The sequence below is a fragment of the Ideonella margarita genome (genome assembly GCF_038066635.1).
Lineage (GTDB): Bacteria > Pseudomonadota > Gammaproteobacteria > Burkholderiales > Burkholderiaceae_C > Ideonella > Ideonella margarita.
This window is the reverse complement of sequence record NZ_JBBUTI010000012.1, coordinates 12809-37667: the sequence shown is the minus strand read 5'-3', so window position 1 is coordinate 37667 and position 24859 is coordinate 12809. Positions and strand designations below refer to the sequence as shown.

Below are 24859 nucleotides of genomic sequence, written 5' to 3'. Positions count from 1 at the left end.
ACCGCTGGCATCGCCAACTTCAGCCGGCTTGCTCTGCCGGCGGCAGGCGGTGCTGCAGCATCGCCTCGAACGACAGCAGGTTGATGGGCTTGGCGATGAAGTCGTCAAAGCCTGCCACCCGCGCCTGCTCGGCGTCTTCGGTCAAGGCGCTGGCGGTCAGGGCCACCACGGCGATGTCGCGGGTGAACAGGTCGGCGCGCAGGTGCTCCAGCACCTGGTAGCCGCTCATGCCGGGCAGGTGGATGTCCAGCAGCACCAGATCAGGCCGTTGCTCCTGCGCCATCGCCAGGCCTTCCTCACCGCTGGTGGCCACGCGCAAGGTGATGGCCGGGTGACGAGCCACGATGCTGGCCACCAGGTCGACGTTGGACGGGTTGTCTTCCACGTACAGCAGGTCGCCCCGGCACGGGTGGGCCGACGTGCCCGCCTGGTCAGCGTCCACGGGGCCGGGCAACACCAGGGTGTCAACCACGGCCTGCGGCGCATCCGGAATCGGCAGATCGAGCCAGAACACGCTGCCTTCGCCCGGCTTGCTGCTGGCGCCGATGGCGCCGTGCATCAACTCCACCAGCTGGCGGCTGATGCTCAAACCGATGCCGGTGCCTTCGATCGCGCGCTGCTCGGCACCCAGGCGGTTGAACGGCTCGAACAGCTGTGACATGCGCTCGGGCGCGATGCCGGTGCCGGTGTCGCGCACGATGATGCGCAGGTTGCCATCGGCCCGCCGCTCGGCGCGGATCAGCACCTGGCCGCCCGGACGGTTGTACTTCACGGCGTTGGTCAGCAGGTTCAGCAGCACCTGCTTCAGGCGCGTGCGGTCGGCCTGCACCTGGAAGGTCCGCAGATCCAGCACCTGCACGTTCACCGCCTGGCTTTGCAGCAGCGGGCTCAGCAGCGTCAGCACATCACCCACCAGCACGTCCACGGCCAGTGGCTCCAGGCTGAGGCGGATGCTGCCGGCTTCCACCTGCGCCAGGTCCAGCACTTCGTTGATCAGCTCCAGCAAGTGGCGGCCGGCCCGCAGGATTTCCTTCACGTAGCCCTGGCTGCGCTGGTCCAGGCCGGCGTCCAGCTCCATCAGCTGCGAGAAGCCGAGGATGGCGTTCATCGGCGTGCGCAGCTCATGGCTCATGCGCGAGAGGAACTCGCTCTTCGCGCGGCTGGCCTGCTGCGCGTGGTCACGGGCGAGCATCAACTCCTGCGAGCGCTCCTGCACGCGCCGCTCCAGCTCCTCGCGTGAATCAGACAAGGCGCGTCGGGCGCGCAGACGGTCGCTGATGTCGTCGACGATGGCGAAGCTGCGCAGGATGGCGCCCTGGCTGTCGCGCTCGCAGCAGACGGCCACGGCCACGTCGATGATCTGGCCATCCTTGCGGATGAAGCGTTTGTCGAGCGTGTACGACTCGATTTCACCTCGGGCCATCTGCTCGAACATCGCGATGTTGGCAGGCAGATCATCCGGGTGCGTCATGTCGGCCCAGCGCATGCCGCTGAGCTCTTCAGGCGGATAGCCCAGCATGCGGCACAGCGCCTGGTTCACCTCGCCCCAGCTGCCGTTGGGCTGGTTGAAGGCCATGCCCATCAAGCCCGAGCTGAAGAAATTGCGGAACGTCTGCTCGCTCTGGCGGACCGCCAGCTCGGCGTCCTTGCGCTCGGTGATGTCGCGCGAGAGCACCACGAACCGGTCCAGCTGCCCCGCCTCGGCCGGCTTGCGGGCCACCGACAACTCGAACCAGCGTGCGCCGCCCGCCAGCTCCAGCCTGATCTGCGTCCCGGTGGAGCGGCCAGTCTCGGCGGCTTCCTGCAGCGCCTGCTGAGCCACCTGCGCGGTCTCGGGTGGCATCAGCTCATGCAGGGTGCGCCCCAGCAGCCGGGCAGCGGGCACCAGCAGCAAGTCAGCCCGGCCGGTGCGCACATCCAGATACCGGCCTTCAATGTCCATCTCGAACATCAGATCGGGAATGGCTTCCAGCGTGGCCTTGAGCTGGGCGACCGCCCGCTCGGCCTGCTGGCGCGCAGCCTCCAGCTCCGTCGTTCGGGCCAGCACCCGGCGGCGCAGCGCCAGGTTCCAGTACACCAGCATCAGGCCACCCAGCACCACGATGCCGGTGCCATAAGCCGCCCAGCGCAGCCAGTCACGCCAGGGCACGCGGGCATCGTCAGTGATGGCACTGCCCAGCCAGCGGTCGTCCAGCGCTTTCATCTCGGCGGCAGGCAAGCCGGCAAAGCCCGCTTCAACCCAGGCGAGCAAGGCGCCCTGGCCCTTGCGCACCGCCCGGTGGAACTGGCCGCTCGACAAGGGCACCGAGTGCCGGTATTGGTCTGCCAGGCCCAGCTGGCTGAGCAGGTAGATCGCCGGCGGCTTGTCGACGCAGAACACCTGCACCTCGTTGCGTGCTGCGCCCTCGATCACCGCCGAGTACCCCGGGTAGCGCTTCATCGACGTGACGCCGCGGGCCTTCAGCGTGTCAACGCACGCATCACCGTCCTTCACACCGACGGTGAAACCCTGCAGCGCATCAATGCCGATGCCACCCGCCAGGCTGCGGTGAAAGAACACCGGCACGTCGATGGTGTCGGTGGGCTGCGAGAACTCGTAGAGCTTGCGCCGGGCGTCGTTCTCGAAGAGCGTGTCGATGACGTCGGCTTCACCGGCCAGCAACTGCCGCTGCGCCTCGGCCCAGTCCATCGGCTTGAGCTTCACCTCGACGCCGGTATGGCGCGACCAGAGCGCCCAGCGGTCATTCAGCAGACCGCGTGTTTCGCCGGTGGCGGGGTCCTTGAAGATGTACGGCGGGTAGTTGTTGTCGATGACCACCGTGATGCTGCCGGGCTTGGGAGCCACCACAGCAGGCACCGCCGCATAGCCCCAAGATGCCGCCAACAGCAGCAAACAGAGGGCGAACATGCGTCGAATGCGGTCAAACCTCACAGCTCAGGCGCCAGGACATTGGCTTCGATACAACAATGCTGCGCACTTTACCTTCACATACCGCGCCCGGGCGTACTTCTTCAGCGGCAGCGTCTGTTTGACATCAACCTGGCTTCACTGGCAGATCAGCACTCGCGATCAACCCGGCCAGCTGCCCGTCGCCGTAGGTGCGCAGCACCTGGGCCACCACCACCTGGTAGCCGTTCAACCAGCTCGCCTGCCGGGCCTTGGCTTCCAGATGCACAGGGTGGCGCATCAATGACTGCAGGGCTTCCAGCGAGGCCCAGTAGTAGACGTTCGACACCAGCCCGGTGGCGGTGTTTTCCCATGACTCTTCGCCCAGATAGCCCGGCGTGGCCTTGGCTGCCGCGGCGATGGCTTGATCGAGGCGATGGAACTCATCGTCCCACTCGCCCTTGGCGAAGATGAAAGTGGCGCTGTAGAGGGGCTGGGCGGGGCTCGTCATGGATGCGCCTTCGGGCAGACGTTCTGCTGCAGGAAACCCAGCACCACCGCTTCGATGTTGTGCCGCAGCGCCTGCGGGCCGCCGTCATGCATGTCGTTGTGCAGGGCGCCTGGCAGCGGCACCACGCAGGTGTGTGAGGCTGGCAGTTCAGTCGCACTCGGCAGCACGCCGGCATCGGCCACCTGGTCGGCGCTGCGCAGGGTCAAGGTGCGCGGTGTGGCCGTGCGCGGCAGGGGGAAGCGGCGGTGGTCCAGCGTGATGAGCGCCGAGACCTGTGCCGGATGCTCGCGCGCAAACCAGGCGGAAATGTCGCCGCCGTTGGAGTGGCCGATCAGCACCACCTGCTGCCACTGGTAGGCCGGCCAGGTCTGCGGCAGCGTCTTGAGCAGGAAGCCCAGCGTGTCAGCGCCCTGGCGCCAGAACGGGGCGCGCACCACCTGCACGTCGCCCGTGGTCGGAATCGGCGTGTCGCCGGGCAACTCCATCTGCACGCCCACCACCAGGTAACCCGCCCGGTTCAAGGCCCGGGCCAGAAAGCCGTAGCCATCGGCTGAGCCGCCGTAACCCGGGCTGATGAAGGCCACCGGACAGTCTCCGCGCGGCAGGCAGGCTGAGCCCGCCGCGGGGCGGTACACCGCCAGAGGCACCGCGCGTTGGCGGGTAGTGTCTTGCAGGGTGAGGCGTTCCACGGAGGGGGCCTGAGATTCGTCATGCGACGCAGCCCCGGACATGACGGGTTGCAGCGCGAAACCAGCCAGGCTGATCACCACAGTCAGACGTCTGATTCGAAATGTCATGTCACTCCTGCATACATTGCAAAGGCCTCGACGGCACATTCACCCTCGACGGACCAACAGCGAGACCACCAGACCCAAGCCATGCATGGGTCGGCACGCCAGCTCAAATCGCGTCCGGCCTGTCTCCGACCACCATTCAGAGTCATACGGCTTGAGCCGCGGCTCCGGACCCGACGCACTCACATCACGCCATTGCTTCATGCCCAACCTTTGCGCAAGTGCCTGCTCCAGCGTCCGGCATTGAGCCACCACGTCTTCCGGCTCGCCTGACCACGATGTCACATCGAACAGCTCCGTCTCAACGAGCCGGCCCGTCGACTTGCTCAAGCGGAAAGTGAGCACGAAGGCGCGGCCAGCCAACTGGTAGGGGGAGAGGGTGTATGCCTCGCAGGCCATGTCCCGCTCATCATCGGCCTGTCGGGCCCATTCGCGGCAGGGCTGCACCCTCAGGTCGGGAAACCGTTGATGAAGATCGCTTGCCGTACTGCCCCAGAGCGCAGGCTCCAGCGCATCGCCGCGCTCTGCGGCCTGCGCCGGGACGGCAGCGATGCAGGCGCAGGCCATCCAGGCCGCAAGAATGCGTGCGTTGCCCGACACGCGCAGCCATTCAGATCGGCGCATTGATGACCACCTCCACATGGTGTCCGTCCGGGTCGATGAGGAAAGCGGCATAGTAGTGCGCGCCGTAATGCGGCCGTGGCCCGGGTGGGCCGTTGCACTGGCCACCGGCCGCCAGCGCAGCCGCATGTGCGGCGTCCACCGCGCCACGATCAGGCGCAGCAAAGGCCAGATGAAAACCCGGGCCGGGCGCCACGGCCTCAGGCCGCCACTTGATGCAGAACTTGTCCTTGCCGTCTTCCACGCCGTAGCCAATCGCGGTGCTGTCTTCAAATACACGGCGAAAGCCCAAGGCGCCCAGCAACGCGTCAAAAAAGGCGGCGCTGCGCTGCAGGTCGGCCACGGCGAAGGACAGGTGGTGAAGCATGGGTCGGAGTGGTTTTCAGTTGCGGTGACAAGCCATGGCGCTGCCATTCACGCCTTCATGCCGCCGGCAAATGCTGGTCGACCTTGGCGTGCAGCAGCTTGACGAGCGCCTGGTCCATGAACCGGTAGTTGTCAGGGATGTTGAGGCAGATCACGCGCTGATCACGAAGGTGCTGGCGAAACGTATCGGACAGCTTGGCCTTGTGCTGGCGCTCCATCACGAAGATCAGATCGGCCCACTCGACCAGTTCGGGCGTGCACGGGTTCTCCGCGCCACGGTTCAAGCCCGCCGATGCACACACGATGCCCGGATGGGCAGCAAACACCTCCTCGGCCGTCGGGCTGCGCCAGCGGTTCATGCTGCACAGGAACAAGACGTTCATGCGCTGGCCGCCGGATCAAGCGATGGGGCACCAGCGCCCAGCGAGCGAGCCATGAAGCGCCAGTGCGGATGCAGCTCGGCCGGCACCTCGGTGCCCGGGTAGGCCGCAGCATCGACAAAGCCATGCCGCTCATACAGGCGATGGGCGCCTTGCATGAACTGCGCGGAATCCAGGCACACCCGTTGGTAGCCAAGCATTGAGGCATCAGCCAGCAAGCGCTGCATCAGCTGGCTGGCCAGCGCCTGGCCGCGAAACGCCGGGCGGATGTAGACGCGCTTGATTTCGGCGACGCCTTGGCTCAGCTTGCCCAGGTCGCGCAGGCCGCCCATGCCGGCCCAGAGCCAGTCGGGTGATTCATCGGATGCGCCTGCAGATGCACTCCGCACACGCAGCAGGTAGAAGCGGCCAGCGGGCGGCTTGCAGCCACACAGCTCGTTGATGCCCGCACGCACATGCGCCTCCACCGACTGGCCGATGAGCGTGTGCACGCTCACGCCCAAGAGCGCCGCCAGCTCCTCAAACACCCAGGTGAGGTAGGCCACGTTCAGCTCGACCAGAGGTTCCCGGTGAACGTCGACATCGGCGGCGATGAATTCAAGCGCGTGCATCCAGGCTCACTGCGGGTTGCGCGCACCGCCCGCCTGGCCCAGGCGCACGGTCAGCGTCGCCTTGTAATCAGACGGCGAGACACGGCCGGCCTGCAGGGGGCGCGGCTCCAGCGTCATGAGCTGAAAGCCATAAGCACCTACCTGAACACCGCTGCGCGCGGGCGTAGAGCCGCTCCAGGGCAACACCACCACCTGCGGCTGCAGCGAGCCGCCGGTGACCCAGAAAAACGCCTGCGCTTCGCCAGCCCAGGCGCATTGCACATCGGCCGGGCAGCGGCTGTCGCGGTAGCCAACGAACTGGATGTTGAGCGTGGACGACGGCACGGTGGCCTGCGCCTGGAAGGCCAGCGTCAGAGTCTGCTCGGTGCCAGCTCTGGGCACCACATCGGCAGCCCGGCCAGAGGCCGACGAAGCGGCCAAACAAGCAGCAAACAGGGTCCGGGCGAGCCCGTGGTGCAAGCGTGCGTTCATGGGTTTGCCTTCAAAAAATGGCCAGGTGCTGGAGGTTGTTGATTCGAGGTCACGCCGGCCGCGACTGCGTGCCGTTGCCCAGGGTGATGTGCAGCATGCGGCACGGTGTGCTGGCCTTGGCGGTGTGCCACACGCCCTTCGGAATGAGCACGGCGCCGCGGCCGGTCACCCGCTGCAGGTGCAAGCCTTCGGGCAGCTCCAGGTGCAGGGTCACGTCCCCTTCGAGCAGGTAGACGAACTCGTCGGCCTGGGGGTGCATTTCCCAGTTGGGCCAATCGGCGCTGAAGGCGTATTCCGACACCATCCAGCTCCGGCCGGCAGCGTCGAGCGCGGCATCGGACTGGCCCCAGAAAGCCTCGCCTCCGGGCACCGGCACAGCCGCACCGTTTGCCCCCAGCAACACATAAACGGCGGCCGGATCAAGCGGCCTGGACATCTCGGGAACCATGCTTGCCTCCAGTCATTCGCACCGCATTATTGCGATGCTCGCCAACAGGCTGACAACCCCAAGGTCGGCGCCTTCACTTGCGGCGGGGCAAGGCCCACACCAGCCCCTGGGTGATGAGCCGCGGGAAGACCGTGGCGTGGTCTTCGCCGTCCAGCACCGTGGCCTTCACGTCCAGCCCGGATGGCTGCTGCCTGCGCAGCGCGGCCACGTAACGGTTCGTCTGTCCCACCATGTCTTCGTTGTCGGGATGCGCGCGGCTAGGCTGCTCCAGGGCGCCCACGTAGAACCGCACCTTGGCGGTCATCGGCGGCTGGCCCGACTTGCGCTGGCGCAAGGCCTTGACGGGGTGTTCGTCATCGAACCACAGCGACGGGCTGCCCAGAATGAAATGGCTGAACAGACCGGGTCTGTCCAGCATCGCCTGCACACCCAGCAGGCCGCCGTAGGAATGGCCCACGAAGACGCGGCGGGCGGGGTCGGTGCGGTAGCGGCGGTCTACCAGCGGCAGCACGTCTTGCGCCAGAAAGTCGAGGTAGGCAGCGCTCTGGCCGTACACGCCGTCGCCAGGACGACGTTCTGACAAGCGCTCGGTCGGCGTGTAGTCGCGGTTGCGGCTGACCACACCGCTCTCGCCCTTGGCATAACTCAGCCCCACCATGATGAAGGCCTCCAGCCCGACGCCGTGGCGATCCACCCGGCCGGCAATCGCGCGCATCAAGGGGAAGGCGTAGGGCGCGTCCGTCACGTACACCACCGGGTACCGCTGGGTGGAGGTGGCGTAGTCGGCGGGCAGGCTGACGTAGATCTCGTAGTCGCGCTTGAGGCGCGGCGCCGGTGTGGCCACCACCTCGGTGCCTTCAAGCGTGAAAGGCACCGGGGCTGCAGGCGCGGGTGTGGCGGCAGCAGCGGATGAAACTGCGAATGAAGCTGCGGCGGCAAACAGCCAAGCGCCAAGGCGCGAACGGGAAACAGGGGAGCAGGCGGGCATGAACGAAGGCGCGGGCCAGGGGGCGTCAGAGGGCCTTGATTCTGCCCATGTCTGTTGGGCACATCCTTTGGCCAAATCAGTTGGCCAGATCCTTTGGCCACAACCTTTTGCCACAGCCTTTTGCCACCTCGGTTGTGCCTCTCCCAGTTCAACAGCAACCCGCGCTAGCGATCCGGCCCGGTCAGCGCAAAGGTCGGCGCAGTGCCCGTCAGCCTGGCCTCATCACCCCACGGCGTGCTTTCGTCCTTCAGGGCCACGCCGGTCAAGCGCCGGGCCCTGGCCTCGTCAAGCAGGAAACCCAGACGGTGCGCGGCAGCCTCGAAGCCCAGCCCCTCGGGCCGCACGTTGGAGATGCAATTGCGCTCCGCATCACTGCGGCCGGGCTGCGGCGCCCAGGTGAGATAGATGCCGAGGCTGTCGGGCGAACTCAAGCCCGGCCGCTCGCCGATGAGCACCACCACGATGCTGGCGCCCAGCAGGCCGCCCACATCGTCGCCCACCGCCACACGGCCCTGCCGCACGATGGACACCGGCGCCACCCGCCAGGGCGCTGGCGACTGGGCCAGCCGCGCCATCACGGCCTGCAGCACCGGTGCGGCGTGGCGTTGCACGGCCAGCGCAGACAGGCCGTCGACCACCACGAAAGCAATGTCGTGGCGCCAGCCCGGTGCGGTGGCATCACCCTGCCCGGCCTCGGTCGCAACGCATGAAGCCTGGCCCAGCAACAACTCGCGCGAGGGCTTGTCGAGCCGGCGGCCCAGATCGGGGCGCTGCAGGTAGGTGGCGCGGTCAGCCGCAGCGCTGTGCAGGGCCAGCGTGCTGTGGCCCTGCGCCTGCAGCGCCTCCGTCAAAACAACCGTGTCGAGTGGCATGTGCACGGCATCACGCGCCTGGGCATGGGCCAGCTGAAATTCCAGCATCTGCGCCGTGGGCAGGCTGACACCCGCGCGGCCCAGGCCGATGCGTGCCGGCGTGTGCGCGCGCAGCACCGACCAGGGGTTGGGCGTGACGGTGGGGCGGTGTTGATCGCTCATGGCAGCAGGCGCGCGAATTGCGGTGGCATGTGTGCGGCCAGGCGGGCCAAGGCGCCGGGCTCGAACACGCCCACCTGCTCCAGCCAGCGCAAAAACTCGGGCGCCGGTTGCAGGCCCAGCACGCGGCGGGCGTAGAGCGCGTCGTGGAACGACGTGGTCTGGTAGTTCAGCATCACATCGTCCGAGCCCGGAATGCCCATGATGAAGCTGCAGCCCGCCACGCCCAGCACGGTGAGCAGCACGTCCATGTCGTTCTGGTCGGCCTGCGCGTGGTTGGTGTAGCAGATGTCGCAGCCCATGGGCAGGCCCAGCAGCTTGCCGCAGAAGTGATCTTCCAGGCCGGCGCGGATGATCTGTTTGCCGTCGTACAGATACTCGGGGCCGATGAAACCGACCACGGTGTTCACCAGCAGCGGCTTGAAGCGCCGCGCCACCGCATAGGCCCGCGCCTCCAGGGTTTGCTGGTCACAGCCGTGGTGGCCACCGGCCGACAGCGCACTGCCCTGCCCGGTCTCGAAATACATCACGTGCTCGCCCCGTTTGCCGGTGTCGTCGAACACCGCGCCGCGTTGCAATGACAGCGCTGCGGCCTGCCCCTCGGCCAGCACCGCCAGATCGATGCCGAAGCCACGGTTGGCTGCCTCGGTGCCGGCGATGGACTGGAACACCAGGTCCACCGGCGCACCACGCTCGATCGCCTGGATGGTGTTGGTGACGTGGGTGAGCACGCAGCTCTGCGTCGGGATGCCGTAACGCTGGATCACCGCATCCATCATCTGCAGCAACTGGATGACCTGCGGCACGTTGTCGGTGGCGGGGTTGATGCCGATCACCGCGTCGCCGCTGCCGTAAAGCAGGCCGTCGAGCAGGCTGGCGGCGATGCCGGCACTGTCGTCGGTGGGATGGTTGGGCTGCAGCCGGGTCGAGAGCCGCCCGGCCAGCCCGATGGTGTTGCGAAAGCGGGTGACCACGCGGCACTTGCGGGCCACGGCGATCAGGTCCTGGTTGCGCGAGATCTTGCCGACCGCCGCCACCATCTCGGGCGTCAGCCCGGGGGCCAGTGCGGCCAGCGCCGCCTCATCGGCGTCGTCGCCCAGCAGCCATTCACGCAGGCCACCCACGGTGAGGTGGGCCACCGGTGCGAAGGCGGCGGCGTCGTGGGTGTCGATGATGAGACGCGTGACCTCGTCGTCCTCGTACGGCACCACGCTCTGGCTGAGGAAGGTGCGCAGCGGCAGATCGGCCAGGGCCATCTGCGCCGCCACTCGCTCAGCCGCTGAGTCTGCCGCCACGCCGGCGAGCAGATCGCCACTGCGCTCGGGGCTGGCCTGGGCCATCAGCGTGCGCAGGTCATCGAAACGGTACACCTGCCCCGCCACGGTGTGGACGAAAGAACTCATGCGTGCTCAGCCTTGTTGCGGGTGGCCCGGCGTCAAGCGGCGGTCAGCAAGCCGCTGCGGCGCTTGGCCGTGCTCAGGAAGTAGAGGTAGCCCACGGCCATCAGGCCCGTGAACACCCCGGCGATCAGCGGGTTGTAGTAGACCATCGTGATGAGGCAGACCACCGCGCCCACCAGCGCAAAGCCGGGTGACCACGGGAACAGCGGCGCGCGGAAGCTGCGCTCGAGGCCGGGCTCGGTGCGGCGCAGCTTGAACAGGCTGGCCATGCTCATGATGTACATGACGATGGCACCGAACACCGACATGGTCACGATATTGGCGGTGAGCGTTTGCCCGTTGAAGGTGAACAGCTCATCGCTGAAGATGGCGGCAATGCCCACCGCGCCACCGGCCAGAATGGCCAGGTGCGGCGTGCGGCGCGTGGGGTGCACGGTGCCCAGCACCGCAGGCAGGAAGCCGGCCCGCGACAGCGCAAAGATCTGGCGCGAGTAGCCCAGGATGATGCCGTGGAAGGACGCCACCAGGCCAAACAGGCCGAGCCACACCAGCATGTGCAGCCAGCCGCTGTTCTCGCCGACGATCAGCTTCATGGCTTGCGGCAGCGGGTCGTTGATGTTGGCGAGCTTGGTCCAGTCACCAGCACCACCGGCAAACACCATCACGCCCAGCGCCAGCGCCAGCAGCGTCAGGATGCCGGCGATGTAGGCGATGGGGATGGAGCGCTTCGGGTCCTTGGCTTCCTCGGCGGCCATGGCCACGCCCTCAATCGCCAGGAAGAACCAGATGGCAAACGGGATGGCGGCGAACATGCCAGGAATGGAGGCCGCACTGAACGTGTCCTGGCCCGACCAGCCGCCCTTCACCAGATTGGCCACCGAGAAGCCCGGCGCCACCACGCCCATGAACACCAGCAACTCGATGATGGCCACGAGCGTGACCACCAGCTCGAACGTGGCCGCGATCTGCACACCGACGATATTGAGCGTCATGAACACGAGGTAGGCGCCCACGGCGGCCACCTTCGGATCAAGTGCCGGGAACTGCACGTTCAGGTAAGCGCCGATGGCCAGCGCAATGGCGGGCGGCGCAAACACGAATTCCACCAGCGTGGCGAAGCCGGCGATGTAGCCGCCGGTGGGGCCGAAGGCGCGGCGGCTGTATTCGAACGGGCCCCCTGCATGCGGGATGGAGGTGGTGAGTTCGGTGAAGCTGAAGATGAAGGTGCCGTACATCAGCGCCACGAAACCGGCGGTGATCAGAAAGCCCAGCGTGCCGGCCGAGGCCCAGCCGTAGCTCCAGCCGAAATACTCGCCAGAGATCACCAGCCCGACGGCAATGCCCCAGAGCTGGAAGGTGCTCAGGCTCTTGGCCAGCCCGTGTGATGAAGAGTTGCTCATGCCCGGATTCCTCCTTGTTGTGTCGCGTGGGCCTGCCCCTGGCGCGATGCTTGCAAACAGCGGGTTGAACCGCATGCCCTGAGCGTAGATGTGATGCAAGCTGCGGCGTTATCGCGATTTGGCAAACCTCACGCTCCATCCACATGGCCGCACAACCCGCCTTGGTGCATGCATGCACCGGTTTCGCCGCAGCGCCTGCCGAATCGGCGGCGGGCGGCTTGCGCGTGGCCCGCGTGGACGACCTCTGGCAGCACGCCAACAACCTCAGCGGCTGGCAACAGCAATACGACCAGCTCAGCCGCGGGCGTTTTCAGGGCGAGTTGCAGGAGCTCTGGCTGGACGACCTGCAGGTGTTTGAAGAGCGCACCAGCCAGGCCCTGCGCCAGCGTTGCCGCATCCCGGAGGGTACGCTCTGGGTCGGCATCACGCTGGCCCGTGACGGCAGCCGCATCGATGGCCAGGCAGCCGCCGATGACGGCATGATGGTGTGTGCCCACCCCGACGAGTTCGAGCTGGGCACGCCCGCCGGGCACCGGATCTTCGGCGTGGTGACCCGGCTCGACGCCCTGCGTACGCACGCCAGCCGCGTCGGCCAAGCCCTGCACACCGGCGACCTGCGCCAGGCCGGCTGGCTGCACTGCTCAGCAGCCACGCTCGCCCGGCTGCGCGAGGGCCTGGGCCAGGTGCTGAGCAGCCCGATGGAGGCAGCTGCAGGCAGCCAACACCCGCAGGCGCGCCAGCATGTGCAGCAAGCGGTGTTCGACATGGTGCTGGCGGCGTTGGGGGAGGCCCAGGGCCGAGCTGATGAAGCCACCGACCGCCCAAGTGCGGCCCGCCGACGCGACCTGGTGCGCGCCGTGATGGCCGATCTGCAATCGCAGCCCGATGCTGTGCCGACCGTGCCCGAGCTGTGCGAACGCTTCCATGTGAGCCGCCGCACGCTGCAATACGCCTTCGAGGACGTGGTGGGCGAGAGCCCCGCCGTCTACCTGCGCTGCATGCGGCTGAATGCCGTGCAACGCCTGCTACGCGAAGGCCGGGTGACGCAGGTGCAAGACGCCGCCGCGCAGCACGGCTTCTGGAGCCTGAGCCAGTTCACGGCCGATTACCGGCGCCACTTCGGCGAGCGACCCTCAGACACCCGGGAACGTGCCCGGGCCGGCTGAGCCGAATGCAGCCATGCAGCTAGGCGACGCTGAACCGCTGCACCCGCCCTTGCCACCACCCCTCCGTCACCTGCACTTCCTCGAACTGCCCTGAGGTAAGACCGCCGATGACCGGCCGCCAGAACGCACTGGCCGCCAGGTTGTCCGGGATCTGGCCCACTTCCCACGGCCCGGGGTGGCCACGCAGCGTGTGTTGTGCCAGCGCGGTGCCCACTCCGGTACGGCGGTACTTCTTCATCACGAAGAACTGCTCCATCCACTGGCCCTCGGCTTGTGTGACCACGGCCGGGCCCACCAGTGCGAAACCAGCGTAGCGGCCGGCCACCAGGGCAACGTGCGCGAAGAAGCGCTCACCGCGCGCGTGCTCGGTCAGGTCGTAGCCGTACTCGCCCTGTGGGCTGAGGTCTTGGTCCCAGATGTCGGATAGCTCGTACTGGTACAGCTCCAGCATGCGGCCCAGCGCTGGGTAGTCCTCGGGAAGGGCGCGCCGGCAGGTGATGGCGTCGGGCACGTCTGGGTTGTTGGCAGTGGAGGGCATGCTGTCAACCAGGCAGCAGTTCCAGCAGCTCGTCGCCGAAGTGATCCACGCTGCCCGTGCTGCGCCAGCCCAGGTGGCGGTAGAACCCGTGTGAGCGGCAGCCAGGGTCGGCCGAGCAGCCCAGGAACAGGCGCTGGTGGCCAAACCCGCGCAATTGCCCCACCACCAGGTTCAGCAAGTTGCGCCCTGCCCCGCTGCCCTCAAACGCTGGCAGCATCGCCAGCACCACCACTTCACCGGTGCGCTTGTCACCGAAGCAGTAGCCGGCCATCTGCCCTGCTGCTTCGCAGATGAAACCGGGCAGACGCCCGGATTCAACATCAGCCGACCACGACGCGACGGTGATGCCCAGGCTGCGCAAGCGCTCTTCGGAGACGGCGTTTTCGCGGGTCAAGCCGCGAATGCGCACGCACTCGGCAATGTCGGCGGGCGTTGCCGGGCGGTAGAAAAATGCACTCATGGCGTCACTGTAAAACCTGCGGAGCCGGGCCAGGCATCAGCCGGCCTTGCGCCACGCGGTGGCCAAGGCCCAGACCGGGCCGAAGAAGAACCAGATGACGATGCAGCCGAAGGCGTGCTTGTGCCAGGCTTGCAGCGGCTCGCTGGCCTCAGGCGTGGCCACCACCTGCAGCAGCACTTCAACCAGACACATGGTGATGAGGCAGGCAACCACGCAGCGCACCCAGAGATGGAGCTCATAGCGAATGGCCGGCCAGCCGCGTGACGGCGGCTTTGGCGGTGGTGGGCCACCCGCGAAGCGATGTGCGAAGTGGGCATCGGCCCAACCAACGGCCAAGGCCCCGAACGCCATGGTGAAGCCCACGTAAGCCGCAGCCAACCCATGCGCAAAGGTGGGTGTGGCGCCATGGTGCAGGTCAACGGCGGTGAACACCAGCAGCAGCACGTCGACGAGTGGCAGTGCCAGCAACAAGGCCCGGCTGGCCCGCTCACGGCGGAGCAGATACCGGCACACCAGAGCCAGCAGCAAGACGACCCAGAAGCCGATCTCGCACGCGAGGATGAGCGCGTAGAGCAGGTACATCTCGTTGGGCAGGCTGATGAAGTGCGGCATGACGCGTTGGTCGCTCAGCGCACCAGAGACTTCAACACGTCGGTTGCGGCACGTTGCACCGGCAAGGCCGCAAGCACGAGCATGGGCGACAGCCAGGCGTCCCAGAACAGGCCGGTGGCCAAAGCCAGCCCAAAGATCAGCCCGACCAGCACGAGGGCCGAGACGCATTGCTGAAACAGCGTGCCGGCGCGAATCAGCGCCAGGCCACCCACCAGTGCCACCACCAGGCACCAGCCGATGAACGGATTGGCCAGCAAACGGTGCGGGGTGGTCTTGGGTGTCCAGTTGATGGCCACACCCAGTGCAGGCAGCAGCAGGATCACGGCGAGAAACACCGTCAGTGCCAGCAAGACGGCAGAGCCAAGGTAGTTGAGGTGCTTCATCAAGTTGGGATTGGCGTGGCGTGGGTGGGCGGCTGAAGATAACCCAGCGACGGCTCACTCAGCAGTCCGTCGCCTTGCTGAAGACCTGAAGCTCATGCCCGTCATGCACGGTGGCGTCGATGCATTGCCAGCCCTGGCGCGCCAGCAAGGAGGCCGATGTGGCCGTGGCGCAATACACCTGCGCATGCCCCAGTCGCCGTGCTTCCTCCATCAACGCGCCCAGCAACAAAGCACCCACCCCTTGCCCGCGGCAAGCCGGTGAAACCCAGCCGGCAGAGGCCCATGGCGTGAGGTGCGCGTGGCTGGGTATCGACATGGCCTTCAAGGCGGCCACACCCACGGGCTGACCGGTCGGGCCTTGTGCCATCACGCCCACCGGCAAGGCGCCGTCGGCATTCGCAAAGGCGTGCAGATCAGCGTCGGCATCACCCGGGCCACCGGGGCCGTACCAGGCGGGCCACTCGGCCCGGAAGGCCTCGGCAAACGCTGCGATGGCGCTGGCTTGCAGGCGCAGCGGCATCACCACCACGTCAGCGGCTGCGCTGGTGGGGCTCATGCGCCCGCAGGTGGTTGCCAAAGCTCCACCTTGTTGCCTTCCGGGTCCATCACCCAGCCGAACTGGCCGTGCTCGCCGGCCTCGGTCGCTTCCAGCACCTGGCAGCCCTCGTCGCGCAGGGCTTGCAACAGCGCGGTCAGGTCATCGACCCGGTAATTCACCATGAACGAGGCGGCGCTGGGGGCAAAAGGCGCTGCTCGCACATCACCAATGGACCAGACGGTGCCACCGCGGGTGGGCTCACCGGCGCTGTCCACCCACTCGAACGCCGCGCCGCCCCAGGCCTGCACGTCGATGCCCAGGTGGCGCTGGTACCAGGCGCGCAGGGCCACGGGGTCTCTGGCAGTGAAGAAGATGCCGCCGATGCCGGTGACTCGTTTCATGGCGTTCTCCTGGATTGAAGGGGCGGTTGTGGGCTGGCGAAACGATCTGCTCAGCCGGCGTGCAGGGCCACCACGTGCCGCGCGAAGTTGTCGAGGATGGCCTGCCAGCCGGTGCGTTGCTGCTCTTCGGAGTGGGTCGGCTCGCTCTCGAAAGTGACAGCCACATTGACACCACCCGGGGCCGGCGTGAACGTCACCTCGCCCGTCCGGTCACCGAAGCGGTAAGCCAGGCTTTGCAGGGGCACGATGTGCGTGTACTCGCCCGCGAAATCAAAGCCGAAGGAGCCGTCCTTCGCCTCCATGCGCGATGAGAACTGGCCGCCCACGCGCAGGTCAACCGTGGCGGCCGTGGTGTGCCAATCCGGCGAAGCCGTGTTCCAGGCCTTGATGTCCTCAGGCGTGGTGTAGGCGCGCCAGGCCTCTGCAACAGGGGCGGCGACAAAGGTGCTCACGGTGATCTGCATGGGTAGGTGCTCCGGCTGGTCGGGCCCTATTCTGGCGCGCACGGGCCCTGAGGGAAGCAGCGCAAACACGGAGGCGGTGTTCGGCGTCGCACCGACGCGCCCGGCCAATCAGACGATGGTGCGGCCAAGCGCCACCAGGGCGCGCCATGCCCACAACCTCTGAAAGCCCAACATGCCCACACGCACCGCATCGCTTCGTTTTGCCACGACCTTGGCCACCACCCTCTACGCAGCGTTGCTGTTGGCCGGCTGCAGCAAGCCGGCCGAGGCCATCGTGGCCGCAGCCGGGCCGATGGCTTCCGTGCCGGCTGCCAATGTGTCGGACATCGATGTGACCGAGCACGTGAAGACGGCGCTGCAGCGCAACGAACGGCTTCAGGGCTTCAACATCACCGTGGAAACCACCAACGGCGATGTGCGCATGAACGGGGTGCTGAACACCCAGGCGCAGATCGACGAGGCACTGATGGTGGCCCGCAACGCGGAGGGCGTGCATGCCCTTCACGACGAGCTGACGCTCAAGCCCTGATGGCTTGAGCGCCTGCGGCCGCAGATCAGTCGATCACGCCGCAAGCCATCCGGCCGCCGCCACCGCCCAGCATGGCCGGGTGATCGGCGTGGTTGTCGCCGCCGACGTGCACCATGATCGACCGCTGACGGACATCCGACAGCTTCAGCCGGGGCGACAGCACCGGGTTGCTGGCGGTGCCGTCGGCCGCCACGAACAGCGCGGGCAAATCGCCCAGATGGCCGTCGCCCCAGGGCTCACCGTGGCGCTTGGTGCCGGCGGGGTCGAGGTGACCACCGGCGGCCAGTGCGGCGACTGGTGCGCCATCGCGCTGCGCAGGTGCACAGGACGGGTTTTCATGGACGTGGAAGCCATGCAGACCAGGCGTCAAGCCCGACAGGGTCGGATAGAACGCCAGACCGTAAGGCGTTTCGGCGATGCGCACGGTGCCAATGGCGGCACCGGTGCCCGAGGCTTCAGCGACATACAACTTGGTGCTGACCTCGGCCGCTTGGGCCCCGGCAAAGACAGCCAGCAAACCTGCGGCCACGAGAAGACGGTGCATGGGCATTTCCTTCAGCTTCAGAAATCGGGCGCCGCATCCAGCCCGCGGGCTGGCGGAAGTGCACGGGTCTGGCGCCAAGCCCGCACTCTCGGATGATGACAGTGCCACCCTGCGCCGCCAAGCACCCTGTGCCCTCACCCCCTCATCCAACGATGCCATCCGGGGTCAGCACCACGCCCTTCAATCCATGTGATCGATGTCGACGGGCATGTGCACCCAGCCGTGCATGCGTTCCTCGTAGACCGAGAACGTCGGGCCAGGGAACGCCGGATCAGCGAACGCACCCACCGGAATGACCACCGACTCAGGCGAGCCTTCCGCCGCGAAGTGCACCGTGGCGCCGCAGTCGGGGCAGAAGTGAAACACCATGCGCGTGCCTTCGTCGCCCACACGCAGGTATTGATGGCTGGTGCCCGTCATGGTCACGGCGTGCGCGCTGAACCTGGCCTGGGCGCCAAACACGCTGCCGGTTCGGCGCTGGCAGGCCAGGCAGTGGCACACGGCCACGCGGATCGGCTCGGTGCTCACATGGGCCTGAAGCTGGCCACAGCTGCAGGAAGCGGTTCGGTGGGTCATGGCGGTACGGCTTTCACTCAGGCGGCGTCAGGGCCGGCGGCGGCCTGCAGCACGCGGGTCAGCCGGTCCAGGTTCTGCTCGTTGGCAGGCAGCACGATGTGGCGCACGGCCTGGGCCGTGGCGCTGTCGTCCAGCAACTGCTCCCAGGTCAGCAGCGTGGCCACCGTCGCGGCGCCCTCCACGGCCACCGGAGCCAGCCGTACGGTGAGCGTGAAGTACGGCAAGCCGGCATGCCGGATCACCACGGCCTTGCCCGGCTGTAGATCGACGAACACATTGTTGTTCGCGAAGGTCTGGCCATTGGGGGCGCGCATGTCGAAGATCCAGCGCCCACCCACCTTGAACTCGAACACCTTGAAGGCGTTGGTGAAGCCGTCCGGTCCCCACCAGGCGGCCAGCAGCTCGGGCGTTTCAAACGCGCGGTAAACCGCCTCGGGCGGAAACGGCAGGATTCGGGAGGTGGCCATCATGCGGTCGTCGGACATGGTGTTTCCTTGGGAAGGTGTGGCTCAAAGCATGGTCGGCAAATGCGCCATGTGGCGCGCCAGCAGCACCAGGCCCACGATATTCAGGAACACCGTGCCCCAGAAGACCTGCCGGAACGATTGTTTCGCAGACTTGTGCCGCAGGAACTGCTGGGCCAGCAAGGCCCCCGGCCAGCCCCCTGCCAGCGCCAGCATATGCAGCTTGTGCTCCGAGATGCGCCAGCGGCCCCTGGCGGCGGCCGACTTGTCAAACGCATAGGCCAGGAACGCCACCACACTCAAGCCCAGATAAACGCCCGCTACCTCGCGCGGCAGTTTCCAGAAGAAGGCCAGCGCGAGATACAGCAGAAGGAAGGCCGGAATCACCGCCAAGGTAGCCGTGCCCCACGGCGCAGCACTGCCCCTGGCACCCGCGCGCGCCTGCCGCCGTGGCCCTGGCATGCGTCGCGCCTGGGTCAGCTGGACCTTGCGTGCCCGTTTGCCTTTGGGTCCCACCTCAACCTCAAAACTCACGGCCTGATGCAGCACCGGCCGCGGGCCGCCCCGAGGCCACGCAGACACATGCACAAAGATGGGCTCACCGCCCTGGCTGGATTCGATGCGGCCAAAGCCGCGATCATCGTTCCATGACGTGAGGATGCCTTCAAAGCGCATGGTGATTCAGGGATGCAGATAGGGCCGGCGAACCGGCAAAAAACGTGCGCTCGACGTCAGCGTGTGTCGAGCTTGGCGGGCCGGGCAATCTCGAACCTGAGATGCGCCTCGGAGGGATGGTGGACCTTGGACTTGCGGCCGGCCGACACCATGCGGTCGTAGGCTTCCTGCCACGAAGGCGGCTGTGCATCGGCCTGCTCCCAGTGCACCACCGAAGCCTCGTCGCACCAGTGCATCAGGCTGCGCATGGCCTTGCCGTGGGCGCCAGCCACGATGTACCTGCGCATCGCGGCTTCATCCACCCACACCGTGCGGGTCCAGTAGGTGTGCTTCGCATCAGGCAGCACGGCCACCGACAAATTCCCTTCCGCCCGCTGCGCCTGCATGTTGGTTCGCACCGCTTGAACCATGAAGGCGGGCAGGAAGCGCCACGAGCGAAGTCTCAGCCGGGTGATCGATACGAAGTGCATGGTTCAGCCTGTTGTTGGCGACATGTTTGACTTGAACGTTGACCAGTGATGCCGGGCATGACCCGCAAGGGCTCACGTCATGGCGGCGCCCACCGCCTGGCGCACGGGAATGCCATCCGGGCTGAAGCCTTCGAGGCAGTGCACGTTGATGCCGAAGTTGTCTGGCGTGACGCGCTTGCGGTGGAAAGGGTAGATGCCGCAGACCTTGCAGAAGAAGTGTCTGGCGGTGTGGGAGTGGAATTGGTACTCGGTGAGCGCATCGGCGCCCGCCAGCAGCTTGAAGCTGCTTTCGTGCACCTTGACCATCAGCGCATTCTTCATGCGGCAGATGGAGCAGTCACACATGGTGAGCTCCGGAAAACTGGTTTCGATCTCGAACCGGACAGCGCCGCAATGGCAGCGACCGCGGTAGGTTTGCAGGGGCCGTTCACTCATGGCTGTGACCTTGGAAATGCGGGTGGCCGGGCATCAAGCCGGCAGGTAGGGCGCGATGTGCTTCATGGCGTTCGCGACGTAGGCTTCCTTCTCGCCCACCGGTGCCATGTAGTGCAGCGCATCAGAGGCGGCCGTCACCCCTTCGGTGCGCGCGATGATCCAGGCCGCGAGGTAGGGCGAGGCCAGGCAGCCACCAGCCGTGGCCACGTTGCCCTTGGCAAAAAACGGCTGATTCAACACCTCCACCCCGGCTTCCTGCACCCAGGGCTTGGTGGTCAGGTCGGTGCAGGCCGGCACACCCTCGACCAGGCCGAGCTTGGCCAGGATCAAGGTGCCGGAGCACTGCGCCGCGATGAGTTGCCTGGCGGGGTTCAGGCGGACGCGCGACAGCAGCGCCGGCGTCTCAACCACCTCCCGCGTCTTGATGCCGCTGCCAACGATCACGGCATCGGCTGTCGCCGCGTCTTCAAGCGCTGACTGCGCCTTGATGGTGACCCCGTTCATCGAGGTCACCTCCGCTTCCGGGCAACACAGCGTGACGCGCCAGCCTGGCTTCTTGACCCGGTTCAGCACGCCCAGGGCGATGAGGGAATCGAGCTCGTTGAAGCCCTGGAAGGTGAGGATGGCGATGTGCATGTGAGCGCGGGCCCGGCAGTTGGCGTCTGACGCTCAATGTACGTGAGAGCACCACGCCCTTGAGGTCTGGCGTGAAACGCCGCGGCGCAGATGCGGGTGCCACCCGGGTCGCCCGGGCCGCGCGGCCGGAGGCCAGCTGAAGAAACTCAGAACCGGCCGCTCCTGGTCGGGACATTTTCAGCCAGGCGCAGGGCCAACATCTCATTCATCCGCCGCTTTTCAGCAATGATCCAGGCGCCAAGAATATGAATATCAAAGCGACCATTCTCCCCACTGCGCCAATGGGCCGATCTTTGTTTCTTGGTGGCCGGCTGATAATTTCGCAGCAAATACTCAATCTTGTCGAGATGGGTGACCGGCCCGCTGTTCAATTCGATGGCCAGCAAGCCATTGAAGATGGCAAACAGGATCGATATGGAAAACGTCAATGACCAACTGAAGGATTCATTGACCAGATGATGTGCGAGGGCCATTACCCAGGAGCAGAACATCGCCGACGCCCCCGCGATGAAGAACCGCCCGGTTTGCGGCGCCCACCGGCCGCACAGCCAATCCGCGTACACCCGTTCGACATTGTTCATGAGCTCAATGTCTTTTTTCAGATCGGTGATGTCGAGCGTATCGTGCACGGAAATTTCTTCAAGAAACCATGAGATTGAATACCTGGCCCCACCAGAGCCGGCATCAGGAAATTCGCTTCAGATTCCTGGCGCGGATCGCAAGCATCCGGGCCGCCAAAATGCATTCCAGCATGTCCGCCGACAATTGATGGCTCATGGCCAGCAGCGGGTTCAAGCGCTGATACACCTCGGTCGCGCCACTGGCCAGATCGCCGAGCTGGCTGCCTGAGGGGCTCTCGGGATCACGAATGAAGATGTCGGGCACCGCTCGGCAGCCCAGCGTCAACCCCTGGTGAAAGGCCATGTGATGGGCCGACAGCACCTGAAATCGCTTCACGAACTCATGCTCGTAAACGCCAACTTCCTTCCAGATGGCTTTTTGCTTGTGGTCCTGCGGGGCGAGCGGGTCCATTGAAAGCCATGGACCGATCAATGACGACTTGTTCATGTTCAACGCCGTGGTCGGGGGTGGTTCGGGCGGTGACGACCGAAGAGAACGTGGGATCACTCTCAGCGGTTGATACGCAGTGCGGCCCGATCTGGATTCAACAACCTCGCCGATGACGTCCAGCGCGGTGCGCCGGTGTCATCGATCAGCGCTCCATGCGCATGGCTCGTATCACACCGGCAGGATCTGGATTTCCAGGGTGCGCTCGGCCAGCCACACGCCGCCCATCACCGCGATGACCACCGAGCCGCCCTGCAGCACCCAACGGCTGGCGGTGGCATGGCGCCGGACCAGCCACAGCAGCGGCATCACCCCCAGCACGATCAGCAGCTGACCCGACTCGACACCGACATTGAAGGCCAGCAGGTTGGCCGCGAGCTGGCCCTGCTGCAGTGCCAGCTCGCCCAGCGCATTGGCAAAGCCGAAGCCGTGCATCAACCCGAAGCAGAAGGCCATGGCCACGCCGGGCACGTGCCCGCGCCGGAAGAGGTTGGACACGGCCGCAACGATGATGCTCAGCGCAATGACGCTCTCCACCAGGCGGGTGGGTGGACTGACGATGTTGAACGTGGCCAGCGCCAGGGTCACCGAATGAGCCACCGTGAAGGCGCTGACGATCTTGAACACCCGCACCGCCACCGTTCGCAGGCGATCTGGCGGGCTGCCGGCGTCAACACGGCTCGTTGCAGCGCGCCAGCTCAGCACCGCCGGCAACAGCAAGGCGAGCAGGAACAGGATGTGATCGGTGCCGATGAGGATGTGGTGCACGCCCTGCTCCACCATGTCGACCAGCGCCGGCCATGAGAGGCCGCCGGTCGATGCAGCGGCACCTGAACCTGCAGCCGCCGAGACCAGTTCGATCGCCTCCGCGCTTGGCGTGATGGCCCGCGCCTGATTGCTCGCATCAGTGCCGTTGACCTGCAACAGGGCGCGGTGGTCGGGGTCGGTCTGCTTAAAGAGGTCGTAATGCAGCTGGATGGCCTGCACCGGCGCGTCACAGCGCCAGCGGGTCTGCACCACCACATACTGGCCATCACCGTGCGCTGCCAGCTGGGGCTGCGGTGCTGCCACGGGCTCACACCGGGCACCTGTGGCTTGCCAGTGCACATGGCGGGTCAGCAGGGCTTCGATCTCCGGCCAGGCCTGGCGCACCTCGCCCCAGCTGAGCTGGCCGTCGTCGTTGCGGTCCAGCACCAGGTCACGGTCGAGGTCTCGCAGAGCCACGTCCACGCGCTGGTTGACTTCCGTGCCCTGCCAATTCATGTCGAGGTAGGCCGTGCTGGCCTGGTGGGCCTGCACCGGCAACGCGGCTGCGGTCATCAGGCCAGCCAGCAAGGCCAGCCGTACCGCCAGGTGTTGGGCGGCGCTCATGGCTGTGCCCCTCCGCGAACAGGTTGCGCCGAGGCAGACAGCTTCGTCGGCGGTCGAGCCTGGCGTGCAGCCTCGATGCGCGGGTCCTGCCAGCCCTGGGCTTGGGCAAAGTCCACCACCGGCTGCGCTGCCGCGGTCTGCCCGGCCGCCTCGGCGGCTTGCAGCAGCAGCCAGGCGTCGATGGGCTCGCGTTGCACGGCCCAGTTGCGTTGGGCCCAGCTCAGGGCCGCAGCCGGGTCTGGCCGCAGGTGCAGGGTGAACAGGGCCATTTCGCGCGCATGGCTCAGATCGCCTCGTGCGAGGTTGGTGTCCATGGTGTCTGCAAGCGCGGCGATCTCGGCCGCTGCCCGCGGGTCCTTCATGCGCTGCAGGGCCATGCTGCGGCGCAGACGCAGCGCATCCGCTTGCCGTGTATCGGCCAGCAGCTGAACCACCTGCTCGGGCCGCTTTTGCTCCAGCAACCAGTCGGCATAAGCCGCCAGCGTGTAGACATCACTGCGGCCAGCCAGCGCTTGCCTGTAGAGCTCGCCGGCGCGAGGGTCATGCTGGCGATGCGCCAGCTCGGCCCGCACCAGGCTCAGCCAGGTGGCCGAAGGGCCAGCCTCCCGGGCCATCTGTTCAAAGCGACGCTGCGCAGCCGGGGCCTGGCCCTGCAGGCTGTCGAGCTCGGTCAGGCAAATGGCCACCTGGGGGGCGATGCGACTGGCCAGCGACGCGAAGGCCGGGCCATTCAAGGTGTCGCAAACACGGCGCGCCTCGGCCCAACGCCCCTGCACCTGCAGCACCGAGGCCCGGCTGAGTGTGGCCTGGGCGCTCAGGGCCAGGGGCACGGCGGCTTGTGGGGTGCTCAGTGCGTCGAGGTCAGCAAGCGACGCCTCGAAATCATGGCCGGCCTGCAGCACGATGGCGCGCGCCAGCCGCACGGCCGGCGGCAGCTGGGCCGCACGCCACCAAGGCGCCAGCACCTGCCGGGCCTGGCCCAGCTCGCGGGCATCGCCCGACAGGCGCATGCGCTCCAGTGCCTGGTAGGCGGCCTGCAGGGCCAGCGCTGGGTCACTGGGTGCGGCCCGCAGCGCGGCGCGTTGCCGGCGCTCGGCCTGGCGGCTTTCACCGGCGATCACCGGTGCGGGCAAGCGCTCCACCACCTGGCCGTCATCGGCGGGTGTGTAGGGCTTGGCCAGTGCGGCGTAAGTGGCCACGGAACAACCCAGCAGCACGGCGGCCACGCCGCTGCTCACAACGTGTCTACGGGTACGCGATCCGTGTGCCATCTGGGCTCCACAGGTGTGTGGGAAATCGAATGGAAAGAGGGGCCGGCGGCGACATGGGCACATCGCCGACAGCCCCCCCCAGGGCCGCTTACTGCAGCGGCGTCGGCTCAGCGGTTTCGCTGGTCGGGGCCATGCTCACCTTGTCGAGCGAGCGCGGCTCGATCGTGTCCTCCACCGGGAGACTGCCGACAAAGCTGGCGTAGGCATCGGTGCTGGCCAGGGCGGTGTCGGGCACGACGGTGTTGTCGACAGCTGCTGGCGCCGGGTGGTCATTGCTGCCACCGCAGGCGGCCAGGATGGCGGTGCTGGCCACCAGCAGCAGACGAGTCAGGTTGCGGTTCATGGCGTCA

The 24859-nt window shown here is 66.7% G+C and carries 34 protein-coding genes; 2 read left to right on the top strand and 32 right to left on the bottom strand.

Going from position 1 to position 24859, the window contains the following annotated elements; translation table 11 throughout:
• Positions 1-19: 19 nt before the first annotated feature.
• From AACH00_RS16290 to eat, 13 genes are all read right to left on the bottom strand, one after another.
• A complete protein-coding gene (locus tag AACH00_RS16290; protein ID WP_341400232.1) occupies positions 20-2908 on the bottom strand; it encodes a PAS domain S-box protein in 2889 nt (962 codons plus the stop codon).
• Positions 2909-3035: 127 nt separating this feature from the next.
• Positions 3036-3398: an antibiotic biosynthesis monooxygenase family protein gene (locus tag AACH00_RS16285; protein ID WP_341400230.1), complete on the bottom strand. Its 363-nt coding sequence runs from the start codon at positions 3396-3398 to the stop codon at positions 3036-3038.
• Entirely contained in the window at positions 3395-4195 is an 801-nt protein-coding gene (locus AACH00_RS16280) for an alpha/beta fold hydrolase (protein ID WP_341400229.1), read from the bottom strand. The genes AACH00_RS16285 and AACH00_RS16280 overlap by 4 nt, the downstream gene beginning before the upstream one ends.
• Before the next feature lie 39 nt (positions 4196-4234).
• Positions 4235-4816 carry a hypothetical protein gene (locus AACH00_RS16275; protein WP_341400228.1) on the bottom strand — a complete coding sequence of 194 codons (582 nt, stop codon included), beginning with the start codon at positions 4814-4816 and terminating at the stop codon, positions 4235-4237.
• Positions 4803-5180 carry a VOC family protein gene (locus tag AACH00_RS16270; protein ID WP_341400227.1) on the bottom strand — a complete coding sequence of 126 codons (378 nt, stop codon included), beginning with the start codon at positions 5178-5180 and terminating at the stop codon, positions 4803-4805. Before AACH00_RS16270 ends, AACH00_RS16275 begins: the two co-directional genes overlap by 14 nt.
• Positions 5181-5235: 55 nt before the next feature.
• A complete protein-coding gene (locus tag AACH00_RS16265) occupies positions 5236-5562 on the bottom strand; it encodes a low molecular weight protein tyrosine phosphatase family protein (protein ID WP_341400226.1) in 327 nt (108 codons plus the stop codon).
• Positions 5559-6170: a GNAT family N-acetyltransferase gene (locus AACH00_RS16260; protein WP_341400225.1), complete on the bottom strand. Its 612-nt coding sequence runs from the start codon at positions 6168-6170 to the stop codon at positions 5559-5561. The genes AACH00_RS16265 and AACH00_RS16260 overlap by 4 nt, the downstream gene beginning before the upstream one ends.
• Positions 6171-6176: 6 nt before the next feature.
• On the bottom strand, positions 6177-6641 hold the full coding sequence (locus AACH00_RS16255; RefSeq protein WP_341400224.1) for a hypothetical protein: 465 nt from the start codon (positions 6639-6641) through the stop codon (positions 6177-6179).
• 49 nt (positions 6642-6690) lie between these two features.
• Positions 6691-7089: a cupin domain-containing protein gene (locus AACH00_RS16250; protein WP_341400223.1), complete on the bottom strand. Its 399-nt coding sequence runs from the start codon at positions 7087-7089 to the stop codon at positions 6691-6693.
• A gap of 73 nt (positions 7090-7162) precedes the next feature.
• A complete protein-coding gene (locus AACH00_RS16245) occupies positions 7163-7963 on the bottom strand; it encodes an alpha/beta hydrolase (protein WP_341400222.1) in 801 nt (266 codons plus the stop codon).
• Positions 7964-8241: 278 nt separating this feature from the next.
• Positions 8242-9111: an ethanolamine ammonia-lyase subunit EutC gene (gene eutC / locus AACH00_RS16240; RefSeq protein WP_341400221.1), complete on the bottom strand. Its 870-nt coding sequence runs from the start codon at positions 9109-9111 to the stop codon at positions 8242-8244.
• Positions 9108-10511 (bottom strand): ethanolamine ammonia-lyase subunit EutB, encoded by a 1404-nt coding sequence (locus AACH00_RS16235; RefSeq protein WP_341400220.1) that lies wholly within the window; start codon positions 10509-10511, stop codon positions 9108-9110. Before AACH00_RS16235 ends, eutC begins: the two co-directional genes overlap by 4 nt.
• 32 nt (positions 10512-10543) lie before the next feature.
• Entirely contained in the window at positions 10544-11908 is a 1365-nt protein-coding gene (eat, locus tag AACH00_RS16230) for an ethanolamine permease (protein WP_341400219.1), read from the bottom strand.
• Between the two features lie 143 nt (positions 11909-12051).
• Here eat and AACH00_RS16225 point away from each other — a divergent pair, with 143 nt between their 5' ends.
• Positions 12052-13074, top strand: a complete 1023-nt coding sequence (locus tag AACH00_RS16225; RefSeq protein WP_341400218.1) for a helix-turn-helix domain-containing protein — start codon at positions 12052-12054, stop codon at positions 13072-13074.
• A gap of 19 nt (positions 13075-13093) precedes the next feature.
• On the opposite strand, the gene AACH00_RS16220 is transcribed toward AACH00_RS16225, so the two are convergent.
• The 7 genes from AACH00_RS16220 to AACH00_RS16190 are packed head-to-tail and all read right to left on the bottom strand — an operon-like array spanning position 13094 to position 16470.
• Positions 13094-13612, bottom strand: a complete 519-nt coding sequence (locus AACH00_RS16220; RefSeq protein WP_341400216.1) for a GNAT family N-acetyltransferase — start codon at positions 13610-13612, stop codon at positions 13094-13096.
• Between the two features lie 4 nt (positions 13613-13616).
• On the bottom strand, positions 13617-14072 hold the full coding sequence (locus AACH00_RS16215) for a GNAT family N-acetyltransferase (protein WP_341400215.1): 456 nt from the start codon (positions 14070-14072) through the stop codon (positions 13617-13619).
• Positions 14073-14108: 36 nt separating this feature from the next.
• Entirely contained in the window at positions 14109-14684 is a 576-nt protein-coding gene (locus tag AACH00_RS16210; protein WP_341400214.1) for a hypothetical protein, read from the bottom strand.
• Between the two features lie 14 nt (positions 14685-14698).
• Entirely contained in the window at positions 14699-15067 is a 369-nt protein-coding gene (locus AACH00_RS16205; protein ID WP_341400213.1) for a hypothetical protein, read from the bottom strand.
• Positions 15068-15125: 58 nt separating this feature from the next.
• A complete protein-coding gene (locus AACH00_RS16200; protein ID WP_341400212.1) occupies positions 15126-15623 on the bottom strand; it encodes a GNAT family N-acetyltransferase in 498 nt (165 codons plus the stop codon).
• On the bottom strand, positions 15620-16006 hold the full coding sequence (locus AACH00_RS16195) for a VOC family protein (protein WP_341400211.1): 387 nt from the start codon (positions 16004-16006) through the stop codon (positions 15620-15622). Before AACH00_RS16195 ends, AACH00_RS16200 begins: the two co-directional genes overlap by 4 nt.
• A 50-nt stretch (positions 16007-16056) precedes the next feature.
• Positions 16057-16470 carry an SRPBCC domain-containing protein gene (locus AACH00_RS16190; protein ID WP_341400210.1) on the bottom strand — a complete coding sequence of 138 codons (414 nt, stop codon included), beginning with the start codon at positions 16468-16470 and terminating at the stop codon, positions 16057-16059.
• Between the two features lie 172 nt (positions 16471-16642).
• Between AACH00_RS16190 and AACH00_RS16185 the strand changes: the two genes are divergently transcribed.
• Complete coding sequence (locus AACH00_RS16185; protein WP_341400209.1) at positions 16643-16999, top strand: BON domain-containing protein; 357 nt, start codon at positions 16643-16645, stop codon at positions 16997-16999.
• A gap of 25 nt (positions 17000-17024) precedes the next feature.
• On the opposite strand, the gene sodC is transcribed toward AACH00_RS16185, so the two are convergent.
• The 12 genes from sodC to AACH00_RS16125 all read right to left on the bottom strand — a co-directional run bounded on the left by sodC (position 17025) and on the right by AACH00_RS16125 (position 24852).
• A complete protein-coding gene (gene sodC, locus AACH00_RS16180; protein WP_341400208.1) occupies positions 17025-17543 on the bottom strand; it encodes a superoxide dismutase [Cu-Zn] SodC in 519 nt (172 codons plus the stop codon).
• 180 nt (positions 17544-17723) lie between these two features.
• The gene (locus tag AACH00_RS16175) at positions 17724-18119 is read right to left on the bottom strand and encodes a GFA family protein (protein WP_341400207.1); all 396 of its coding nucleotides are present in this window, start codon (positions 18117-18119) and stop codon (positions 17724-17726) included.
• A gap of 17 nt (positions 18120-18136) precedes the next feature.
• Positions 18137-18604: an SRPBCC domain-containing protein gene (locus tag AACH00_RS16170; RefSeq protein ID WP_341400206.1), complete on the bottom strand. Its 468-nt coding sequence runs from the start codon at positions 18602-18604 to the stop codon at positions 18137-18139.
• 24 nt (positions 18605-18628) lie between these two features.
• Positions 18629-19258 carry a DUF1294 domain-containing protein gene (locus AACH00_RS16165; RefSeq protein WP_341400205.1) on the bottom strand — a complete coding sequence of 210 codons (630 nt, stop codon included), beginning with the start codon at positions 19256-19258 and terminating at the stop codon, positions 18629-18631.
• A gap of 56 nt (positions 19259-19314) precedes the next feature.
• Positions 19315-19728, bottom strand: a complete 414-nt coding sequence (locus AACH00_RS16160; protein ID WP_341400204.1) for a DUF3291 domain-containing protein — start codon at positions 19726-19728, stop codon at positions 19315-19317.
• 72 nt (positions 19729-19800) lie between these two features.
• Positions 19801-20163, bottom strand: coding sequence for a GFA family protein (locus AACH00_RS16155; RefSeq protein ID WP_341400203.1), 363 nt, complete (start codon positions 20161-20163; stop codon positions 19801-19803).
• Between the two features lie 33 nt (positions 20164-20196).
• Positions 20197-20799 (bottom strand): DJ-1/PfpI family protein, encoded by a 603-nt coding sequence (locus AACH00_RS16150; protein WP_341400202.1) that lies wholly within the window; start codon positions 20797-20799, stop codon positions 20197-20199.
• 146 nt (positions 20800-20945) lie between these two features.
• Positions 20946-21428 carry a hypothetical protein gene (locus tag AACH00_RS16145; protein WP_341400201.1) on the bottom strand — a complete coding sequence of 161 codons (483 nt, stop codon included), beginning with the start codon at positions 21426-21428 and terminating at the stop codon, positions 20946-20948.
• A gap of 55 nt (positions 21429-21483) precedes the next feature.
• Positions 21484-21867: a hypothetical protein gene (locus tag AACH00_RS16140; protein WP_341400200.1), complete on the bottom strand. Its 384-nt coding sequence runs from the start codon at positions 21865-21867 to the stop codon at positions 21484-21486.
• A 171-nt stretch (positions 21868-22038) separates the two neighbouring features.
• Positions 22039-23238, bottom strand: a complete 1200-nt coding sequence (locus AACH00_RS16135; protein WP_341400199.1) for a HupE/UreJ family protein — start codon at positions 23236-23238, stop codon at positions 22039-22041.
• Positions 23235-24509 (bottom strand): tetratricopeptide repeat protein, encoded by a 1275-nt coding sequence (locus AACH00_RS16130; RefSeq protein WP_341400198.1) that lies wholly within the window; start codon positions 24507-24509, stop codon positions 23235-23237. The genes AACH00_RS16135 and AACH00_RS16130 overlap by 4 nt, the downstream gene beginning before the upstream one ends.
• A gap of 88 nt (positions 24510-24597) precedes the next feature.
• Entirely contained in the window at positions 24598-24852 is a 255-nt protein-coding gene (locus AACH00_RS16125; RefSeq protein ID WP_341400197.1) for a hypothetical protein, read from the bottom strand.
• Between the last annotated feature and the right edge of the window lie 7 nt (positions 24853-24859).

What these genes read in the sequence shown, in the direction of transcription:
- AACH00_RS16290 (WP_341400232.1), bottom strand. Translation starts at nt 2,908, where the DNA reads ATGTTCGCCCTCTGTTTGCTGCTGTTGGCGGCATCTTGGGGCTATGCG.
- AACH00_RS16285 (WP_341400230.1), bottom strand. Translation starts at nt 3,398, where the DNA reads ATGACGAGCCCCGCCCAGCCCCTCTACAGCGCCACTTTCATCTTCGCC.
- AACH00_RS16280 (WP_341400229.1), bottom strand. Translation starts at nt 4,195, where the DNA reads ATGACATTTCGAATCAGACGTCTGACTGTGGTGATCAGCCTGGCTGGT.
- AACH00_RS16275 (WP_341400228.1), bottom strand. Translation starts at nt 4,816, where the DNA reads ATGCGCCGATCTGAATGGCTGCGCGTGTCGGGCAACGCACGCATTCTT.
- AACH00_RS16270 (WP_341400227.1), bottom strand. Translation starts at nt 5,180, where the DNA reads ATGCTTCACCACCTGTCCTTCGCCGTGGCCGACCTGCAGCGCAGCGCC.
- AACH00_RS16265 (WP_341400226.1), bottom strand. Translation starts at nt 5,562, where the DNA reads ATGAACGTCTTGTTCCTGTGCAGCATGAACCGCTGGCGCAGCCCGACG.
- AACH00_RS16260 (WP_341400225.1), bottom strand. Translation starts at nt 6,170, where the DNA reads ATGCACGCGCTTGAATTCATCGCCGCCGATGTCGACGTTCACCGGGAA.
- AACH00_RS16255 (WP_341400224.1), bottom strand. Translation starts at nt 6,641, where the DNA reads ATGAACGCACGCTTGCACCACGGGCTCGCCCGGACCCTGTTTGCTGCT.
- AACH00_RS16250 (WP_341400223.1), bottom strand. Translation starts at nt 7,089, where the DNA reads ATGGTTCCCGAGATGTCCAGGCCGCTTGATCCGGCCGCCGTTTATGTG.
- eutC (WP_341400221.1), bottom strand. Translation starts at nt 9,111, where the DNA reads ATGAGCGATCAACACCGCCCCACCGTCACGCCCAACCCCTGGTCGGTG.
- AACH00_RS16235 (WP_341400220.1), bottom strand. Translation starts at nt 10,511, where the DNA reads ATGAGTTCTTTCGTCCACACCGTGGCGGGGCAGGTGTACCGTTTCGAT.
- eat (WP_341400219.1), bottom strand. Translation starts at nt 11,908, where the DNA reads ATGAGCAACTCTTCATCACACGGGCTGGCCAAGAGCCTGAGCACCTTC.
- AACH00_RS16225 (WP_341400218.1), top strand. Translation starts at nt 12,052, where the DNA reads ATGGCCGCACAACCCGCCTTGGTGCATGCATGCACCGGTTTCGCCGCA.
- AACH00_RS16220 (WP_341400216.1), bottom strand. Translation starts at nt 13,612, where the DNA reads ATGCCCTCCACTGCCAACAACCCAGACGTGCCCGACGCCATCACCTGC.
- AACH00_RS16215 (WP_341400215.1), bottom strand. Translation starts at nt 14,072, where the DNA reads ATGAGTGCATTTTTCTACCGCCCGGCAACGCCCGCCGACATTGCCGAG.
- AACH00_RS16210 (WP_341400214.1), bottom strand. Translation starts at nt 14,684, where the DNA reads ATGCCGCACTTCATCAGCCTGCCCAACGAGATGTACCTGCTCTACGCG.
- AACH00_RS16205 (WP_341400213.1), bottom strand. Translation starts at nt 15,067, where the DNA reads ATGAAGCACCTCAACTACCTTGGCTCTGCCGTCTTGCTGGCACTGACG.
- AACH00_RS16200 (WP_341400212.1), bottom strand. Translation starts at nt 15,623, where the DNA reads ATGAGCCCCACCAGCGCAGCCGCTGACGTGGTGGTGATGCCGCTGCGC.
- AACH00_RS16195 (WP_341400211.1), bottom strand. Translation starts at nt 16,006, where the DNA reads ATGAAACGAGTCACCGGCATCGGCGGCATCTTCTTCACTGCCAGAGAC.
- AACH00_RS16190 (WP_341400210.1), bottom strand. Translation starts at nt 16,470, where the DNA reads ATGCAGATCACCGTGAGCACCTTTGTCGCCGCCCCTGTTGCAGAGGCC.
- AACH00_RS16185 (WP_341400209.1), top strand. Translation starts at nt 16,643, where the DNA reads ATGCCCACACGCACCGCATCGCTTCGTTTTGCCACGACCTTGGCCACC.
- sodC (WP_341400208.1), bottom strand. Translation starts at nt 17,543, where the DNA reads ATGCACCGTCTTCTCGTGGCCGCAGGTTTGCTGGCTGTCTTTGCCGGG.
- AACH00_RS16175 (WP_341400207.1), bottom strand. Translation starts at nt 18,119, where the DNA reads ATGACCCACCGAACCGCTTCCTGCAGCTGTGGCCAGCTTCAGGCCCAT.
- AACH00_RS16170 (WP_341400206.1), bottom strand. Translation starts at nt 18,604, where the DNA reads ATGTCCGACGACCGCATGATGGCCACCTCCCGAATCCTGCCGTTTCCG.
- AACH00_RS16165 (WP_341400205.1), bottom strand. Translation starts at nt 19,258, where the DNA reads ATGCGCTTTGAAGGCATCCTCACGTCATGGAACGATGATCGCGGCTTT.
- AACH00_RS16160 (WP_341400204.1), bottom strand. Translation starts at nt 19,728, where the DNA reads ATGCACTTCGTATCGATCACCCGGCTGAGACTTCGCTCGTGGCGCTTC.
- AACH00_RS16155 (WP_341400203.1), bottom strand. Translation starts at nt 20,163, where the DNA reads ATGAGTGAACGGCCCCTGCAAACCTACCGCGGTCGCTGCCATTGCGGC.
- AACH00_RS16150 (WP_341400202.1), bottom strand. Translation starts at nt 20,799, where the DNA reads ATGCACATCGCCATCCTCACCTTCCAGGGCTTCAACGAGCTCGATTCC.
- AACH00_RS16140 (WP_341400200.1), bottom strand. Translation starts at nt 21,867, where the DNA reads ATGAACAAGTCGTCATTGATCGGTCCATGGCTTTCAATGGACCCGCTC.
- AACH00_RS16135 (WP_341400199.1), bottom strand. Translation starts at nt 23,238, where the DNA reads ATGAGCGCCGCCCAACACCTGGCGGTACGGCTGGCCTTGCTGGCTGGC.
- AACH00_RS16130 (WP_341400198.1), bottom strand. Translation starts at nt 24,509, where the DNA reads ATGGCACACGGATCGCGTACCCGTAGACACGTTGTGAGCAGCGGCGTG.
- AACH00_RS16125 (WP_341400197.1), bottom strand. Translation starts at nt 24,852, where the DNA reads ATGAACCGCAACCTGACTCGTCTGCTGCTGGTGGCCAGCACCGCCATC.